General features: G+C 72.3%; 11 protein-coding genes. 7 read left to right on the top strand and 4 right to left on the bottom strand.

The features are described 5' to 3' along the window. Positions 1-115 precede the first annotated feature (115 nt). Genes ACH4SE_RS25125 through ACH4SE_RS25135 form a run of 3 tightly spaced genes read left to right on the top strand, consistent with a single transcriptional unit; the run spans position 116 to position 3605 of the window. Complete coding sequence (locus tag ACH4SE_RS25125; protein WP_398545713.1) at positions 116-1852, top strand: diacylglycerol kinase family protein; 1737 nt, start codon at positions 116-118, stop codon at positions 1850-1852. Continuing rightward, entirely contained in the window at positions 1853-2809 is a 957-nt protein-coding gene (locus ACH4SE_RS25130; protein ID WP_398545714.1) for a YihY/virulence factor BrkB family protein, read from the top strand. A 1-nt stretch (position 2810) separates the two neighbouring features. Then, positions 2811-3605: a phosphatase PAP2 family protein gene (locus tag ACH4SE_RS25135; protein ID WP_398545715.1), complete on the top strand. Its 795-nt coding sequence runs from the start codon at positions 2811-2813 to the stop codon at positions 3603-3605. 235 nt (positions 3606-3840) lie between these two features. Here the strand turns inward: ACH4SE_RS25135 and ACH4SE_RS25140 are convergent, their stop codons facing one another. Beyond that, positions 3841-5469 carry a PHB depolymerase family esterase gene (locus ACH4SE_RS25140; RefSeq protein WP_398545716.1) on the bottom strand — a complete coding sequence of 543 codons (1629 nt, stop codon included), beginning with the start codon at positions 5467-5469 and terminating at the stop codon, positions 3841-3843. A 1946-nt stretch (positions 5470-7415) separates the two neighbouring features. Here ACH4SE_RS25140 and ACH4SE_RS25145 point away from each other — a divergent pair. Then, a complete protein-coding gene (locus ACH4SE_RS25145; protein WP_398545717.1) occupies positions 7416-7919 on the top strand; it encodes a helix-turn-helix domain-containing protein in 504 nt (167 codons plus the stop codon). A gap of 65 nt (positions 7920-7984) precedes the next feature. Here the strand turns inward: ACH4SE_RS25145 and ACH4SE_RS25150 are convergent, their stop codons facing one another. Both ACH4SE_RS25150 and ACH4SE_RS25155 read right to left on the bottom strand, forming a co-directional pair. Continuing rightward, entirely contained in the window at positions 7985-10147 is a 2163-nt protein-coding gene (locus ACH4SE_RS25150) for a tetratricopeptide repeat protein (protein ID WP_398545718.1), read from the bottom strand. 17 nt (positions 10148-10164) lie between these two features. Beyond that, the gene (locus tag ACH4SE_RS25155; protein ID WP_398545719.1) at positions 10165-11430 is read right to left on the bottom strand and encodes a hypothetical protein; all 1266 of its coding nucleotides are present in this window, start codon (positions 11428-11430) and stop codon (positions 10165-10167) included. 888 nt (positions 11431-12318) lie between these two features. Between ACH4SE_RS25155 and ACH4SE_RS25160 the strand changes: the two genes are divergently transcribed. Then, on the top strand, positions 12319-12705 hold the full coding sequence (locus ACH4SE_RS25160) for a CPCC family cysteine-rich protein (RefSeq protein WP_398545720.1): 387 nt from the start codon (positions 12319-12321) through the stop codon (positions 12703-12705). A 115-nt stretch (positions 12706-12820) separates the two neighbouring features. Here the strand turns inward: ACH4SE_RS25160 and ACH4SE_RS25165 are convergent, their stop codons facing one another. Continuing rightward, positions 12821-13543 (bottom strand): NUDIX hydrolase, encoded by a 723-nt coding sequence (locus ACH4SE_RS25165; protein WP_398545721.1) that lies wholly within the window; start codon positions 13541-13543, stop codon positions 12821-12823. An 85-nt stretch (positions 13544-13628) separates the two neighbouring features. On the opposite strand from ACH4SE_RS25165, the gene ACH4SE_RS25170 reads away from it, so the two are divergent. Both ACH4SE_RS25170 and ACH4SE_RS25175 read left to right on the top strand, forming a co-directional pair. Continuing rightward, entirely contained in the window at positions 13629-15380 is a 1752-nt protein-coding gene (locus tag ACH4SE_RS25170) for a hypothetical protein (protein WP_398545722.1), read from the top strand. Beyond that, positions 15377-16309: a hypothetical protein gene (locus ACH4SE_RS25175; RefSeq protein WP_398545723.1), complete on the top strand. Its 933-nt coding sequence runs from the start codon at positions 15377-15379 to the stop codon at positions 16307-16309. The genes ACH4SE_RS25170 and ACH4SE_RS25175 overlap by 4 nt, the downstream gene beginning before the upstream one ends. The last annotated feature ends 12 nt before the right edge of the window (positions 16310-16321 follow it).

The raw sequence follows: 16321 nt of genomic DNA on the forward strand, positions 1-16321 counted from the left end.
TCTCCCCCGTGGCCTCGGGCGACGGGGACCTGTCCCGCGGCCGCCCGCCGCTCCCGGTGCGGCGCCGCCACCGCCTCGGTGCGCAGTTCGCAGCACCCGTCGAAGGGGGAGTCCCATGCCCACAGTGCTCCCGGACCGCGGCGTCCCGCGTTCCGGCCGCGGTCCGTACCGGCGCTTCACCTCGTCCCGCGCCGGCCGACCACCTCTGCTGACCACCGGCGCCGCCGGAGCCGCCGCACGCATCACCGCGCTGACGGTGTGCCAGGCCGCCCTGCTGATCGGGTTCGGGCTGCTGATCACCGGCCCGGCCCGCCACGTGTGGCCGGTCACGGTGGAGGACCGTGTCAACGAGGGCTTCGAGCACGTGCGGACGGGCACCTTCGACACGCTGACGTCGTGGGGCTCCGGGGCGGGCAACACCCTGACGGTCATCGCGGTCACGCTGGCCGCCTGCGCCGTCCTGGTCCTCGCACCCGTCCTGCCGCGGTGGCGCGAGGCCGTCTTCCTCGCGGTGAGCGTGTCGCTCCAGGCACTGGTGTTCCTCGCCATCACCACGGCCGTGGACCGCAACCGGCCCGAGGTGCACCGGCTCGACCACTCCCCCCCGACGTCGAGCTACACCTCGGGGCACACCGGGGCGGCCACCGCCCTGTACGGCGGGCTCGCCGTCCTCGTGCTCACCCGCGCGCGGCGGCTGGGCCGCCCCTGGCGGACCGCGGTCGCGGTCCTGCTGCTGCTGGTGCCCTTCGCCGTGGGGACCTGCCGCCTCTACCGCGGCATGCACCACCCGACGGACGTCGCCGGCGGGATGCTCAACGGAACGCTCTCGCTGCTGGTCGTGGGCCGGACGCTGCTCGTCGGCGACGCCGTGCCCGCCCCCCTGCCGGAGAGCGCCGTGGAGCGGGCCGTGACCGAGGCCCGGCGGACCACGGAGCCGGTGCCCGGTACGACGGTGGTGGTCGTCAACCCCGTCTCCGTCAGCGCCTCCGAGCGCGAGCGGCTCCGGCTCGTGCTGGAGCGCCACGGCCGGACCGGCCCGCGCTTCGCCGAGACGACCGCCGAAGACCCCGGCCACGGCCAGGCCGCCCGGGCCGTGGCGGAGGGGGCCTCGCTCGTCGTCGTCTGCGGCGGGGACGGGACCGTACGCGCGGTGGCCGACGCCCTGGCCGGTACGGGCGTGCCGCTGGCGGTGGCCCCGCACGGCACCGGCAACCTGCTGGCCCGCAACCTCGGCCTGCCGCTGGACCCGGTCCGCGCCCTCGACGCGGCGCTGGGCGGCTCGCCGCGCCCCGTCGACCTCGGCCACATCGAGGGGGACGGGCTCCCCGCCCGGCACTTCTGCGTCATGGCCGGCGCCGGGCTGGACGCGGCCCTGATGGAGCGGACGCCGGACCGCGCCAAGTCCGCCCTGGGGTGGCCGGCCTACGCCCTGGGCTCCGTCCGCGCACTGCGCACCGCCCCGACGCGGATCTCGCTGTGCCCGGACGGAGCCGAGCCGGTACACCGCACCGTCCGCATGGCGGTGATCGCCAACGTCGGCGGTCTCCAGGGCGGCGCCTCGCTCGCGCCGGGTGCCCGCCCGGACGACGGCCTGCTGCACGTCGCCCTCCTCGACCCGCGGGGCGTGCGCGGCTGGGTCACCGCCGCCGCGGAGATCCTGCGCGGGCCCTCCCGGCGCCCGCGCCCCGGCGGCCTGGAGACCTTCACCTGCCGTGAGGCGGAGCTGATCCTGCACGCCCCGTGCCCGCGTGAGATCGACGGGGACCCGGTGGCACCGGGACGGCGGATCTCCGCGCGCGTGGTGCCGGGAGCACTGCGCGTCCTCCTCCCCGCGCCCGGTACGGAGGCCTGAGTGGGTACCGCGACACGCGTCCCGCAGACCCACGGCATGCCCGAGGACGAGCTGTCGGCCGACGAGGCGATGGCCGCCCTGCTCCGGTACGGCCGCTGGCCGCTGCTGCGCGACTCCTTCGTCCGCTTCCGCTACGCCGACGGATTCAGCCACGCGCGGGCCCTGGCCCTGCAGATCGTGCTGGCGGTGATCCCGCTGGCCATCGCCTTCGTGGGACTTTCCACGGCGCTGCACGGCGAGAGCGTGGGGCGGGTCGCCGAGCTCACGATCCGCCGGCTGGTCTCCGGCCCGAGCGAGCAGGTCGTCGAGGACGCGCTCGCCCGCAGCCGCGGCCACGCCGGCGAGGGGGCCCAGTTCGCCCTGTGGTTCGGCCTCGTCTTCTCCTGGGTGAACCTCACGACGGGCATGTGCCAGATCGAACGCGGCGCGAACCGCATCTACGGCATCGAGCGCGACCGTCCCTTCCCCCAGAAGTACGGCCGCGGCCTGGTGATGTCACTGACCGCCGGCACGCCGCTGGGCCTGGCGACGATCATGATGGTGGCCGGAGCGGACCTCGGAGCCTCGGCGGTGGCCGTCTGGCACGTGGGCGGCGGCACCGCCCTGGACGTCTGGAACGCCGTACGCTGGCCCGCCGGGGTGCTCCTCGCCCTGGCGTCGGCGAGCGTGATCTTCCGGAGGGCGCCGCGCCGGCACCAGCCGGGCTACACCTGGCTGGCGTTCGGGGCCGCCGTCTCCATCGTCCTGTGGGCCTCCCTCACCGCGCTGCTGGCCCTGTACCTGCGACTCAGCGGCTCCTTCGACACGGTCTACGGCCCGCTGAGCGCTTTCATGGCCCTGCTGCTCTGGTCCTACCTGACCTCGCTCGCGCTCTTCTTCGGACTGTCCTTCGCGGCCCAGCTGGAGGCGGCGCGGGCGATGCGGCCCGGCCCCGTCCAACCCGATCCAGGAGCATGACATGACCCCGCACACCGCCCCCTCCGACCGTCCCTCCGCCCCTGACCGCATCCGCCGGGCCGACCGCACCTACGCGGCCCACCTCCTGGGCTCGGCTGCCGGCGCCGCGTTCGCGGCGGTGCTCTTCGGGCTGGTCCTCGTCCTGGTCGAAGGGCACTGGGGACCGCTCCGGCGCGTGGACACCGGAGCGGCCGGCCGCCTGCACCGCGTCGCCGTCCGCCACCAGGGGTGGACCGACGGGCTGTCCTTCGTGTCGCACTGGGTCCTCGGCCCCGCCACCCTGCGCACCGCGGTGGCGCTGCTCACCCTGTGGCTGCTGCACCGCAGGGCCTGGCGGCTGGCGGCGTGGTCGGCGGTGACCGCGATTGCCGGCGCGGTCATCGGCGCCCTCGTCAAGGTGATCGTCGAACGCGCCCGCCCCACCCTCCCCGACCCGGTGGCCCACGCCCCGGGCTACTCCTTCCCCTCCGGCCACGCCATGACGGCCACCACGTCCTTCGGGATCTTCCTGCTGGTCCTGCTCCCGCTGGTCCCCCGCGCCGCGCACTGGCTGTGCTGGCTGGTGTCGGCGGTGGCGGTCGTGGGCGTGGGCTTCACCCGCGTGGCGCTGGGCGTCCACTGGTGCAGCGACGTGATCGGCGGCTGGCTGCTCGGCCTGACCGTGGTCGCCGCGACGACGTGGGCCTTCGAAGCCTGGCGCTCCGACGCCCGCCGCCCCGCCGCCCCCGTGACCGAGGGCCTGGAACCCGAACTGGACCGACCCCGCCCCGAACCCCCCCACCCCCACGGCTCCTGACCCCCGGGTCCGCGGGGTGCCCGCGGACCCTTCCGGCAGGAGACCTTCGGGCGGGGCAGGCCGGCGCCCCTGCCGACGGGCGGCAGTTCGTACGGGCTGCCGGCCCGCCCGCGCGGGACACCCGCCGGGTCGCCCACCCGGCACGGGAAGCGGCTCGCGAACCGGCGGGACCCAGCCGCCTCCCCCGGGGGGCCGGCGGCGTCGGCTCACCTGCGGGACCTGCCTCCGCGGCCGGCTACCCGAGGGTCCACTGCTGGTTGCCACCGCCGTTGCACGACCAGAGTTCCACCAGCGCTCCGTTGGCGGTGGACGCCCCGGTCACGTCCAGGCACAGGCCGGACTGGACGCCGGTGATCGTGCCGTTGGAGTTGACGTTCCACTGCTGGTTGGCCTGCCCGTTGCAGGACCAGACGATGGCCTTCGTCCCGTTGGTGGTGCCCTTGGCGTTCGCGTCCAGGCACAGGGTGCTGCCCCCGACCGTGACCGTCAGCTCGTTCGACGCGTTGTGCGTCCAGGTCTGGTTGGCCTGGCCGCTGCAGCTGTAGATCTGCTGCTGGGTGCCCGGCGTCGTCGTCGAGTTCGGGTCGTCGAGGCACTTGCCCGCGCTCACGGAGCGCAGCGGACCCGTGGTGGCCGTGGTGGTGCCGCTGACGGTCCACGTGAACCTGGCGCTGCCGGAGGCGCCCGTGGTGTCGGTGGCGCTCACGACCGCGGTGAACGTGCCCCCGCTGGTGGGCGTGCCGGAGATCAGGCCGCGGGCGGAGATCGACAGACCGGGGGGCAGGCCCGTGGCGCTGTAGGTCAGGGTCTGGCCGGCTGCCGAGTCGGTGGCGCTGATCTGGAGCGACTGGATCGGGGTGCCGGACACGGCGGTCTGGTCGCCGGGGCTGGTGACGGAGACCGTGTTGCCGCCTGTGGAGCCGCTGCCGTCCAGGCCCATGAAGTGGACGGCGTAGGCGGCCATCTGCGTGCCCTGGATCGGCAGCTGGTGCCCGGCGCCGACGATGCTGTACGTCTCGACCTGCGTGCCGGCGGAGCCGTTGCCGTACCGGGCCCGGTTCCAGTTGGCGACCGGGGTGTCACTCGACGACGGGGTCTGGCTCACCCCGAGGACGTTCGTCCACTGCTTGGTCTCTTCGCCGAGGTTGTTGTAGTTCAGGGTGGTGTCGGCGGTGCCGTGCCACAACTGCACCCGGGGACGCGCCCCGGTGTAGCCGGGATCGGCGCCCCGCACCAGGTCGCCCCACTGCTGCGGGGTCATGGAGACCTGGCCCCCGGCGCAGGGGCCGTTCCAGCCGCGCACGGTGCCCGTGTAGAAGCAGTGGTAGGGCACGCCCATGAACGCCGCGCCCGCCTTGAACACGTCCGGGTAGTCCGCGAGCATGACGTTGGTCATCATCCCGCCCGACGACTCGCCGGTGACGTACACGGCGTTGGGGTTCCCGCCGTAGTGCTGCTCGGTGTAGGTGATCATCGACATCAGCCCGACCGGGTCACTGCCGCCGTTACGCCTCAGTGCCTGGTCGGACGACACGTCCCAACAGCTGCCGCCCGGATTGGTCGAGGGGTAGATGACGATGAAACCGTTCTGGTCGGCCAGCGACCCGAAGTCGGTGCTGGAGTACAGGTAGGGCCCGGAGCCCTGGCAGCCGTGCAGGGCGAGCAGGATCGCCGGGTTGGCCTTGACGTTGTTCGGCACGTACACGTACATCTGCAGGTTCGTCGGGTTGGTGCCGAAGTTCGTGACCTGGGTCAGCGAGGCTGCGGCGGCACGGGGTGCGGCGGGCAGACTCACGCCGACCGCCGCGAGGACGGCCAGGAGCAGACCGAGCAGGCGGGACTGCAGGTACCAGGATCGCGCCATGGGATCTTTCCTCCACGAGTTGTTGGCGCTAACAATGTGCGGCGCCCTCCTGGCTTCCTCACCGGAGGGTTCCGTGTCGCCGTTCACGGCAGGTGAAAGGCGTCGGCGAAGCCCTCGCGGGGCAGTCGCCACAGGGGCGTGCGTCGCGGTTGCCTCCAGGGCCGTTTCCGCCCGCCGGCCGAGGCCCGGACCGCCGCCCGGGGACACCCGGGGGCGGACACGTTCGCCTCCCCGCACAGCCAGGAGGCGCCGAACGGCCGCCGGACCGCCATCAGGCCGCCATCGCGCCGGGCGACACCGGGATCTCGCTCACCCGAACACCGGCACGGAAGCCTTCCCCGGGTGTCGTCATGCCGCCCGGCCAGGCCGGACGACGAGGCACCGGCAGCGGCGGCACCTGCTCGCTCAGCGGCCGGCCGGTCGCCCGCGCGGGGGCCACGCGCTTCCCGGAGGAAGAGGCGGAAGACGGCGCCGGGGCGGTATCTGTCCTCGGGTCACAGGGGCACTCCTGAAGGGAAAGAACGCTGCCACTCACCCAAAAGGTGAGCGCTAACATTCAGTGTGGGGGGTCAGGGATGTGCACGTGGGCACCCCGGGCGGTGCCCGGGGGAATGCCGGAATGAGACTGACACATCCCGCTCCGCTCCCTCAAGGGGCGTGCGGCAGGGACTTGTCCCGGCAGGGAGCCGTCCGGGTACGGCATGCGCGGAAGGCGGAGCCGTCCGCACCGGCGCGCAGGGCGCTGACGAGCCGTCGGTCGACGACCCGGTCGATCTGCCGCCGGCACCGCTGCGAGTAGGCAGGACCGGCGGACCGTTCGCCGGGGACTCGGCGAAGACCGATCGTGAATCCTCTTCATCCAGACCGGGGGGAAGGTGGGAAATTACTCCCGGAGCGGATGACGGCTTCGGCTGCCGTCGCCCGATGAGTTCGATCGCGTGGCCGCGCACCTGTCCGACGAGCCGGAAAACGACGGTTCCGGCTTGTGTGCTCAACCCGGAAAGCCGCCGGATCCGGGATTCCCGCTCTCGTTTGATGTGGCGCAGCCGTTCGGCGGTCACGACGTCGAGAGAGCCTCCGCGGTCCATTTCGCCGTGCTCTCCACGACGGATGCAGGATGTTGCCGGCAAGGCCGCACCGCTGCTTCGGCAGGGGTCCATTTCCACGCGGTGACTTCGGGGTGCGGTCTCCGCCCCCGCCAACCCCCTCACGCCGGCGCACGCACGTGAATGGTCAGGTCCGGCCCGGTGGCCGGCCGGGCGCGCGGGCCCCACACGGCAAGGTCCGGGACGCGTGGTGTGGGCGGACAGCGCCACGCTATTCACACTCGCCACATCCGTTTCCTCACTGACGGAAAACAGCCCAATACCCGCGCCCGGCGGGATCCAGCCATTTCCCCCACGCGCACCCCGGCGTGCCGGACGGAGGGCCGAGCGAGAGATACACCCCGGTGACACGGCGCATGGTGCACGGCGGCGGGGTTTCCGCTCTGCCGCTCCGCTTTCCGCTCCCGGCCGACCGCCATCTGCGTCGGCGGCGGGCCGGTTCCGGTCGCCTTGACGAGTGGTGGACTGAACCCCATGCTGGTGACCCGATCGGCCGGCGGCCTTTCCCGGCACGATGTCCCGGGAAACGCCCCGAGCACGCTGCACGGAATGCACGCAGGGATCAGCGGAACGCATGCGCTCGATGTCCACGTCGGATCTCGACAGGTGACCTCGGCGTGAATCGACAGGCGTGAACGCTTTACCGCCTCGTGAAAGAGCACCGTGCCCCCTGTGGCGCGGTCCTGACGCAAGGAAGCGTGATCAGATGAGACCGCAGGATCCCGGCCACTGTTGCGGCCGAACGCGCGACCGCCGTCACACCGCTTTGCGGGGGCCGATGTGACGGGCACGCCGGAGAGCGGAAGACCGGGCCGCCCGCTCCAGGTGCGCCGGACCCCCGTGCTCCCGCCCGGGGCGGCACGCGCCGTCCCACCCGACGTCCCGGCCGCGGTCGCGCACCCGGCGGGCGGCGGCGCCCTCCCGGCGCAGCGGCGCCTCGGCCTCACGCTCTACCGCCTCCGGCTGGAACGCGAACTGTCGCTGCGCGCGCTGGCCCGGCTGCTCGGCTACAGCGCCCACAGCGTCTTCGTGGACGTCGAACGGGGGCAGCGGCTGCCCTCCGAGGCCCTGGTGGGCGCCTACGAGCGTGCCTTCGGCCTGCCGCCCGGCTCGCTGCTGAAACTGCGCCGGCAGGCGCTCGCCGAGCGGGCGGAGCGCCTGACCGACGCCCTGTCCCGCACGCTGGAGCCGGCGCCCGCCGTACCACCTGCTGCGCCCTCCTCCCACTGGCGCAGCAGGGCCGTCCGCCTCGCGTCGGCCCTCGTCCGGCTGCCGACCGCCGTCCTCGGTCTGGCCCGCCTCCCGGACGCCCCGGGCGGGACCGGTTCCCGCCTCCGGCGGTAGCCCGCCCCGGCCCCGCCCCCTGTGAGTGGGGGTGAGGACAGCCCCGCGGCCTGTCCTCACCCCGCTCAGACGGCGGTGAGCCGCTGCCTGCACTCCTCCAGCGCCTCCCGCACCTCCGGGTCGTCGGGGGTGTCGGCCGCCGCCGCTTCGAGGTCGGCCAGCGCCTCGTCCCAGCGGCCGACGCTGCGCAGCACGAACGCGCGGTTGTAGCGGATGGCGGGGTCGTGGGGTGCCGCCTCGACCGCGCGGCCGAAATCGTCGAGGGCGGCGTCCGCCTCCCCGGCGTCGAAGGAGAGGCCGGCCCGGCCGCACAGCGCGGCGACCAGGTCGGGAGCGGCGGAGAGGGCCCGGTCGAAGGCCGCCCGGGCGCTCTCCGTCTCCTCGCGGTCGGCGTGCAGCCGGCCCAGCGCGGCGAGCAGCAGCGGGCTGTCCGGCGCCAACTCCAGCCCCGCGCGGATGTCGTGCTCGGCCGCGTCGGTCTCACCGCGGTCCAGGAGCAGGCCCGCACGGTTGACGTAGGCGTCCACGAAGCCGGGATCGAGTTCCAGCACGTAGCCGAAATCGGCGAGCGCGCCCTCCTCGTCGCCCTGCCCGTTCCGCAGGTCGCCCCGGTTGTAGTACAGCTCGGGGAAGGGCGGACCGAGCCGGGTCACGGTGTCGTAGGCGGCCGCAGCCTCCTCGTGACGGCCCATCCGCTGGAGGAGGTTGCCCAGGTCGAGGTGGTACTCGGGGTAGTACGGGTCCGCGTCGATCACCACGCGGAGTTCGGCGAGCGCCTCCTCGTACCGCCCCAGCCCCGTCAGCACGGTGGCGCGGTTGTGGCGCAGCACCGAGCGGTGCAGATTGTGCTCGCCCTCGCCGAGCTCGCGGTCGAGTGCGGCCATGCCCTGGGTGACGAGTTCCAGCGCCTCCAGCGGGCGCCCCCGGTGGGCCTCGATCAGCGCCAGCCCGTTGTGGTGGAAGACGGTGCTGAAGGCCCGGCTGCGGGCGTCGGGCAGGAGACTCGAGATGGCGATGGCCGTGTTGATCCATGCCGTCGCCCGCTCGTGGTCCCGGCGGCCGGGCGCGCGGTGGCGGGTGTACAGCATGGCGGTGGCGTACGCGACCTGCATGTGGACGCGCGGGTCGCGCATGTGGACGCGGGCCTCGTCGCAGATCGCCTCGGCCTCCTCCGCCCGGCCGAGTGCGGACAGCGTGGTGGGGAGCAGCGTGGAGAACGTCCAGCGCCGGCGCGCGGTGGTCTCCCAGTCGGTCAGCGCCCTTCCCCGCCGGCAGAAGTCCAGGACCGCGTCGTAGAAGCCGTGCAGCACGCAGGTGGTCATCGCCTGCTCCATCGCCGCCAGGCCCGCACCGAGCGGGTCCGAGCCGTGCTCGCGGTGGAACGGCAGGGCGCCGAGGGCCGTCACGGGGTCTTCGGCCGCCTCCAGTTGGTCGGCGCGCGTGTCGTGCAGGCGCTGCCGCTCGTCCGGTGCCAGGTCACGGTACGCCGCGAGCGTCGCCGGGTCGTCGTCCCGGCAGTCGCCGGCCACGTACTGTGCCGCGAGCGCGCGCGGTTCCCCGGGCGATCCGGCCGGCGCCGGGGCGGGAGCACAGTCCACCCGGCGGCAGTACCGCAGGAGGGCGGTGTGCAGTTGCTCGCCCAGGGGCGTTCCGGGTTCGGCGGGCACCTCCACGGCCGGGTCGAGCAGCCCGGTGGTCCCCCCGGCCACCACTGTCAGCACCGCCGGGTCCATCCGGCGCAGCAGGACCGCGACGAACTCCGCGTCGGTGGGGTCGGCGTGGTCGAGGTCGTCGACGACCACGGCGCAGGGGCCGCGCCCCGGGGCGGACAGCAGGTCGTGCAGGAACTCCTTGAGACCGTGCGCGATGCGCAGCGTCCGCTGCCGCGCGTAGAACCGGGTTCGCTCGGTCGGCACCGCCAACGAGGTCAGCGTCTCCTGGGTGGCGGGAACGATGCCGCGCAGGTCGGCGGCGGCGGTGAGGATCTCCACCTGGTGCGTGGCGACCAGATCCGGGCGCTCGGTCAGCGCTGCCGGTACCAGGGCGCGCATCAGCGCGCCGGCCACCGTGTACGGGCCGCCCGACCGCCTGTTCGCGTCGATCACCCGCACCGCGGGATGCGCGGGGCCGGGCAGCAGCAGCGTCCCGAGGCACTCGCGCCGGTCGCGCCGCAGCGCTCCGGCCAGGAAGAGGTGGGCGGGGGCCGGCTGGTGCGTCGGGTCAGGCATGGGTTCTCCCGTAGCGGTCAGGCGGAAGCGGGCGCGGCGGCCTCGGCGGTCGGGGCGGTCGCCCGCCGCTCGCGGAGGTACATCGTGACGGCGACGGCCGTCTCACCCAGGCTCAGCACAAGGAACAGCAGGCTGTCAGCGAGACCGGCGCCGCCCTGGTGGCCGTTGCCGGCCAGCCGGGCGACCGCGGTGCCGAAGACGTGGACGAGGATGGGCAGCAGCGTGAGGAGCAGCGTGGCCAGGCAGAACGCGTAGCCGACGACCATCAGCCAGGAGTACCAGCGGGCCACGGCGTGGTCCCGGGGATGCCACTGCTCCGGGTCGTGAGGGGCCGGCCGCCGGAGGAGCGCGCACCACCGGTTGGCCAGCAGCTGGCGCGCGGTCGTCTGGAGGTCGACGCAGCCCAGCACCGTGACGACCAGGTAGTAGATGTCCGTCTGGAGGAAGAAGTACCCCTGCCAGACCAGACGCAGCAGCGTGGCGTAGGCCAGCGCGAGAAGTACGGCACCGGCCGGCGGGAAGCCGCCGCCCGCACGGTGGGTGCCGGCGGCGAGCAGGGTGAGCACCGCGAAGCAGCCGACGTCGGTGAGCATGCCCGCGAGCATCGGCAGGTAGCGGCTGCGTCGCGGCACCCCCGCGAGCCCGTCGAGGTTGGTCTCGAACACCACGTAGTACAGCCGTCGTCCGATGGACAGCCGCGAGGGCACGCCGAGCCGCCGTCCGGCCAGGGCGTGCGCGGACTCGTGCAGCAGGATCAACGGGAGCTGGCCGACGAACAGCGTCAGCGTCAGCACCGACATGTAGTGGGTGAAGAAGACGTTGTGGTAGCGCGGTGCCGCGTCGGGGACGCGCACGACCACCAGGACGCACGCCGCCAGCAGCGCCGCGTAGAGCACCGCACCGACGGGCGAGAAGACCGCGCGGCCCAGCCGCCGCCATCGCAGGGGGCCCGCGGGCAACGGCTCGGGAACGCCGTCAGCCCGCAGGAAGCCGAGTTCCGTCAGCTCGGCGGCGAAGTCGTCGATGTCGACGGGGTCCCCGTACTCCTGCTCGTACCAACGGGCCGCCTCCCGCGGCGGCGTGCCGTCGACCAGCCGCCGGAGCAGCGCGGCGCCGTCGGCGGGCAGTACGACGAAGGTGCCCTCGTCCATCCGGCCGACCGTCACCTCGTCGCCCTCGGGCTGGAAGGTCAGCGGGTGGAAGGCGAGCGGTTCGTCGTGGGCCTGTACCGCCGTTTTCCCGGCGGGAGCAGCCTCGGCGGTGGCGCGCGGTTGTTCGGGCATGGCTCCCCCGGGGTGGGTGTTCGGAACGGAGCACGGCGGGACGACAGGGCACGGGGGGACGGGACGCGGTGCGGGGCGGCCTCGGCGATGGGCGCGGTGTCCGCCGGCCCATCGCCGAGGTTGTCACCGTCAGGCCACGTCGCAGGGGGGACCGCCGTAGAGCGAAGCGGAGGTCGTCAGGCGCACCGAGCCCGCCTTGCGGATCTTGATCTTCTTCATTCCGTCCACCTCCTTCCGGGATGTGTCGCCTCCATTGGTAGCCCGCGGGCAACTGCCCTGTCCCCGGTTGCGACCACCCCTGGCACAAGCCCAGAACGCCGGCAGAACACGCGGCCGGCGGCGCGCCCACCCGACCCGACCCCGACAAGGGCCGCCCGGCGAAAAACGCCCCAGGGGCGCGTCGCGGAGGCCTGCAGCCTGATCCCACCGGCCGGCCCGACGCACGGACCTCGGCAAGCCGGACTCCGAGTCGAACCTCACCCGCCGGGCACCCGGCTGATCAGCCCCGAGCCTCATCGCCGGCCGGCCACGGCCCGACCTCCGTGGCATACCGGCGCGTTGCCTGTCGCCAACCGCGTACGCCGGAGCAGCAGCGCCCGACACTCCCCCGCCCCGCGGCCGGTCGCGCCCCGCCCGCTCCGCCGCAGGTCAGACGTCGATCTTCGAGCGGTCGAGCGTCGTGGCGGAGTTGGTGATGAACCAATCCGGCGACGTCCTGACCTGCGGCGGAGCGCCGGTCATAGGCCTGACCCAGGCGTTCTTGCGCTGGCGTGCGTTTGCCTCCGACGGGAGTTTGCGGGTGTCCTGCGGACTGTCTGCGGACTGTTCGGAGCGGCTGCGGAAGCAACTGAGTGGCGCGCGAGCCGGGTCTTCAATGAGGCTCTGGGAGTGAGCGACCAATATCCTTGCCCCTGCTGCGGGCACCGCGTCCTCGACAAGATGCCCGGCTCCTTCCATATCTGCCCCGTCTGCTTCTGGGAGGACGACGACGTCCAGTTCCGCTGGCCGACCGCGGCAGGCGGAGCGAACCGGGTTTCACTCATAGAGGCACAACGCAATTACCAGAGCTTCGGGGCCTGCGACCAGCACGGACGGAAGTACGTCCGCCCGCCGGCCGAGGACGAACCGCTGGACCCCGCTTGGCGCCCCATCGACCCGGAACGCGATTCCTTCGAGGACTGGGACGCCACGGTTCACGCCCCGTGGCCCGATGACCGCTCGGTGCTCTGCTGGTGGCTCCCCACCTTCTGGCACCGCGACTACCCTTCGGGCTGAACGCAACTCGCACCGCGACACCGCGTCGTGCGGGGATCACGTTAAAGGTCAGTACACGAAAACCGGAGCCGATCGATGTTCTCACTACGGGCGCGGGGGCAAACCCACGCTTGATCTATGCGTTGGGCCCGCCGCCCCGCAGCAGCGGCGGGCTGAGCAGCCACGCGTCCCCCCGAGCGTAGAGGGCGGCCGGACGGCCGGTGGGGGGCAGCCGCTGTTCCCCCGTGGGCCGGACAAAGCCTTTGGTGCTGAGCACTTTGCGGCGGAAGTTGCTCGGGTCGAGGGGTTGCCCCCAGACCACCTCGTAGATCGTGCGCAACTCGCTCAGCGCGAAGAACTCCCCGCAGAAGGCCGTGGCGATGGCGGTGTACTCGAGCTTCCTGCGGACCTCCTCCACGGCATCCGCAAGGATGTCGGCGTGGTCGAAAGCCAAGTGGTCCGTGGCGCCAAGGAGTTCTGATACCGGAGTCCAGTAGGCGCGTTCGGCGTCGGTGCCGCCCACGGGCACAGGAAGGTCCGGCCCCAGGGCGAGATAGGCGACGGTGACCACGCGTCCTCTCGGGTCGCGTGGCGGATCCCCGTAGGCGCCGAGCTGCTCCAGGTGGAGCCGGCTGCCGTCGATCCCGGCCTCCTCCCGGAGTTCGCGCAGGGCCCCGGCGCGAAGGGTCTCGCCCTTACGGACGTAGCCGCCGGGCAGCGCGGCTCGGCCGAGGTACGGCTCCCGCCCCCGATCAATCAGGAGCACCATCAACCGGTCGCTCCTGACAGTGAAGATCGCCAGGTCCACGGTCACCCACGACGGCTCCACCTCGGCGGAGCCCTCCAGCCGGTCGTTCATCGGATTCCCTAAAGGTCATATTGACTTAAAGATGTCGAGCATTTATGGTCTCATGGACCTTAACCCTGCAAGGTAGGGGTACAGCATGATCACCGCACATGCACTGCCGACCAAGGAACCGGTCGGAGAACCCACCGCCGCCACCCGCCACTTATGCGCGGGTGTATACGTCGACGAGCGGTTCCGCGATCTCGTGATCGACGAGGTGTGCACCGCCCCGTACCGGAGGGTCGCGCCCTCCTACGGGTTCGACATCGTCCCCGTCATGCGCCACGCCTGGCGGGCCGCGGCGCTGTCGACCGTCCTCCGCTCGGCTCTGGTGGGAGCGGTGGTCGTCCCGGCCCTGACCGGAGCCCTGCCGTGCGCCGTCCTCGTCGGGTGCGGTCTCGCCCTGCTCTGGCTGCTGCGCGTCACGAGGGCGCTGCGGGAAGCCGATCGGGGGCGGCAGCCGAAGAGAACGTCGAAGCGCCGCGGGTGGGAAGGCGCGATCATCGACAGCGACTTCCTCGGCCTGCTCTTTCCCGACAGGAAGGCCCGGAAGCCGCCCGTGTTCCGGCGGATCCGCGTCGTCGCGCTCTCGGTAGCCGCCACCGGCACGGCCGTGGCGGTCTCCGATCCGGGCCAGGCCCTGGCGGCCCTGGCCGTCGCCGCCGGCATGGCGTCCGTGTGCCTGGGAGTCGGCGCCACACGGCAGTTGATGCTCAACCACATCCACCGGACGCAGGATCTCCGACCCGCCCACCTGTCCGGCCGACAGCGGGCGGCGGACCTCCAGCAGCGTCACGCCTGCGTGGTCTACCGCCGGCCCCGCCACAGCGAGGACGACGACGAGGAGGAGGACCTGACCTTCTTCACCCTCTTCGGGGACACATCGCCCTTCATCGGAGCCGGCGAGCTCGTCTACCAGTGGAATCCGCCGATGAGTGTCCAGTTGCTGCGTCCGAGCGACGACGAAGGCGCGCGGCTCGACGACCTCGAACACCGGGAGCCGCCCTTCCAGACGCACGAGCTGGTCGACCACCTGCGCGAGGCGGTGCGACTGCTCGACACCGACAGCCAGGAAGTCAGGCTTCCCACCCAGGTACGCGACCGCGTCTACGTGGCCGAGACCGATGTGGCGGCGGACCCGTCGCTTCTCGCTCGACCCTTGGACGACGCCGGACTGCGGGCCGTCATCAACACCCCGGGAGCCAGGCGGCACCACTTCCTGGAAGTCACGACCCCCCTGGCCGGGTCGGAATACGTTGCTACCGTCCTGCTCCGCGTCAACGTCCAGGGAAGGACGTTGAGCATCTCCATGGCGGCCTGCGTTCTCGCCCACACGCCGCGTTCCTTCCAGCGGACCGAGGAATTCGGCCAACACGGCGCCATGGCCGTGGTCTGGTCCTCGTTCCGCGAACTGCGCGCGCTGCCGGCGGAGATCCAGAAGTCGTGGCGGGTCGTCCGCCACCTCGGCGCCCTGGGGAAGGCGGCCGTGCTCCCGCGCGACCTCACCAGCGAACCGAGACGCAACCTGCTGATAGGAAGCCGGGTGAGCATCAGGGAGACGTCGAGTCAGGCATGGTCCAAAGTGCAACTGGAGAAGAGCGAGATCCTGGGCCGGATGAAGACGATCGAGCTGAGGCTCCTCCGGGCCGCCAGTGACTTCCTGTCCACCAAGGACGTGGACATATCCGAGTTCACCAATCGCGCCATGAAGATCATCAACAGCGGGATCTTCAACTTCGGCGACAACAACAGCTTCAACAACAACGCGGTGGGCGATTCTGCCCACGTCGGCGTCGCGGCGAATCAGCCCGTGGGCTCCGGCGCACCCAGCGGAGGGGGCAATCAGTGACCGACAACCGAGGCATCATCAGCAGCGGGAACAACAACCACTTCAGCAACAACGCCATCGGAAAAAGCGCCAAGGTTCTCGGGGAGGCCGTCCCTCCTCACATCGGCGCCACAGCGAGCGGCGGCTCGGGAGAAGCCGAGCCCACGGCCACATGGGACATCGGGGTGGTCACCATTCTCAGCGAAGAATTACGCTCCGTGGTGGACGAGTTGGACCTGCGGCGCCACAGGGAACCCGGCGGCCTCTACTTCTACCGGGGCAGCCTCCACACCCCGGACTCGACCGTCCGTATCGTGGCCACCCAGAGCCAGAGCCCGGGCCAGCGCTCGGCAATGGCCGCCCTGGAGAACCTGCGCCACCACTACGCACCGCGGCTGTGGGCCATGGTCGGCGTGGGCGGGGGCATCGACAGCGAGCGTGCCCGCATCGGCAACGTCATCGTCTCCACCGAGGTCGTCTACTACGAGCACCGCAAGATCAACCCGAACGGTGACGTCCGGCACCGCGGGGAACACCGCCAGTCACCGGCCCCGGTCGTCCACGCCGTCAACGCCTTCTTCGCGGAGAACGGGATGCCGGCACACCTGCGCCGCCGACGCCGTTCGCGCACCTGGGAGGAGTTCGACGTCCACCCGGGACCGATCGGGTCGGGCGAGGCCGTCATCGCGGACGGGGACAGCGAGATCCGGCAGTACCTAAAGGCCTACCACGAGAAGGTTCTGGCCGTGGACATGGAAGCCGGGGGGCTCAGCCAGTACTGGCAGGAGCACTCCGTCCACGGTGCCGAGAACCCCGGCTGGATCGTCATCAGAGGCGTGTCCGACAACGCCGACGAGCACAAGGGCCATGCGCACCACGAACTCGCGGCCCGAAACGCCGCGCACGTCCTGCGGGAGCTCATCCCCTTCATCTGCTCACCGCTTTCCTGACGAGCGACATCA

Origin of the sequence: Streptomyces sp. NPDC020983, from assembly GCF_044333485.1 — a bacterium.
In the GTDB taxonomy this organism is placed as follows: Bacteria; Actinomycetota; Actinomycetes; order Streptomycetales; family Streptomycetaceae; genus Actinacidiphila.

Coding starts and splice junctions, on each gene's coding strand:
- ACH4SE_RS25170 (WP_398545722.1), top strand. CDS start 13,629: ATGATCACCGCACATGCACTGCCGACCAAGGAACCGGTCGGAGAACCC.
- ACH4SE_RS25125 (WP_398545713.1), top strand. CDS start 116: ATGCCCACAGTGCTCCCGGACCGCGGCGTCCCGCGTTCCGGCCGCGGT.
- ACH4SE_RS25150 (WP_398545718.1), bottom strand. CDS start 10,147: ATGCCTGACCCGACGCACCAGCCGGCCCCCGCCCACCTCTTCCTGGCC.
- ACH4SE_RS25155 (WP_398545719.1), bottom strand. CDS start 11,430: ATGCCCGAACAACCGCGCGCCACCGCCGAGGCTGCTCCCGCCGGGAAA.
- ACH4SE_RS25135 (WP_398545715.1), top strand. CDS start 2,811: ATGACCCCGCACACCGCCCCCTCCGACCGTCCCTCCGCCCCTGACCGC.
- ACH4SE_RS25165 (WP_398545721.1), bottom strand. CDS start 13,543: ATGAACGACCGGCTGGAGGGCTCCGCCGAGGTGGAGCCGTCGTGGGTG.
- ACH4SE_RS25140 (WP_398545716.1), bottom strand. CDS start 5,469: ATGGCGCGATCCTGGTACCTGCAGTCCCGCCTGCTCGGTCTGCTCCTG.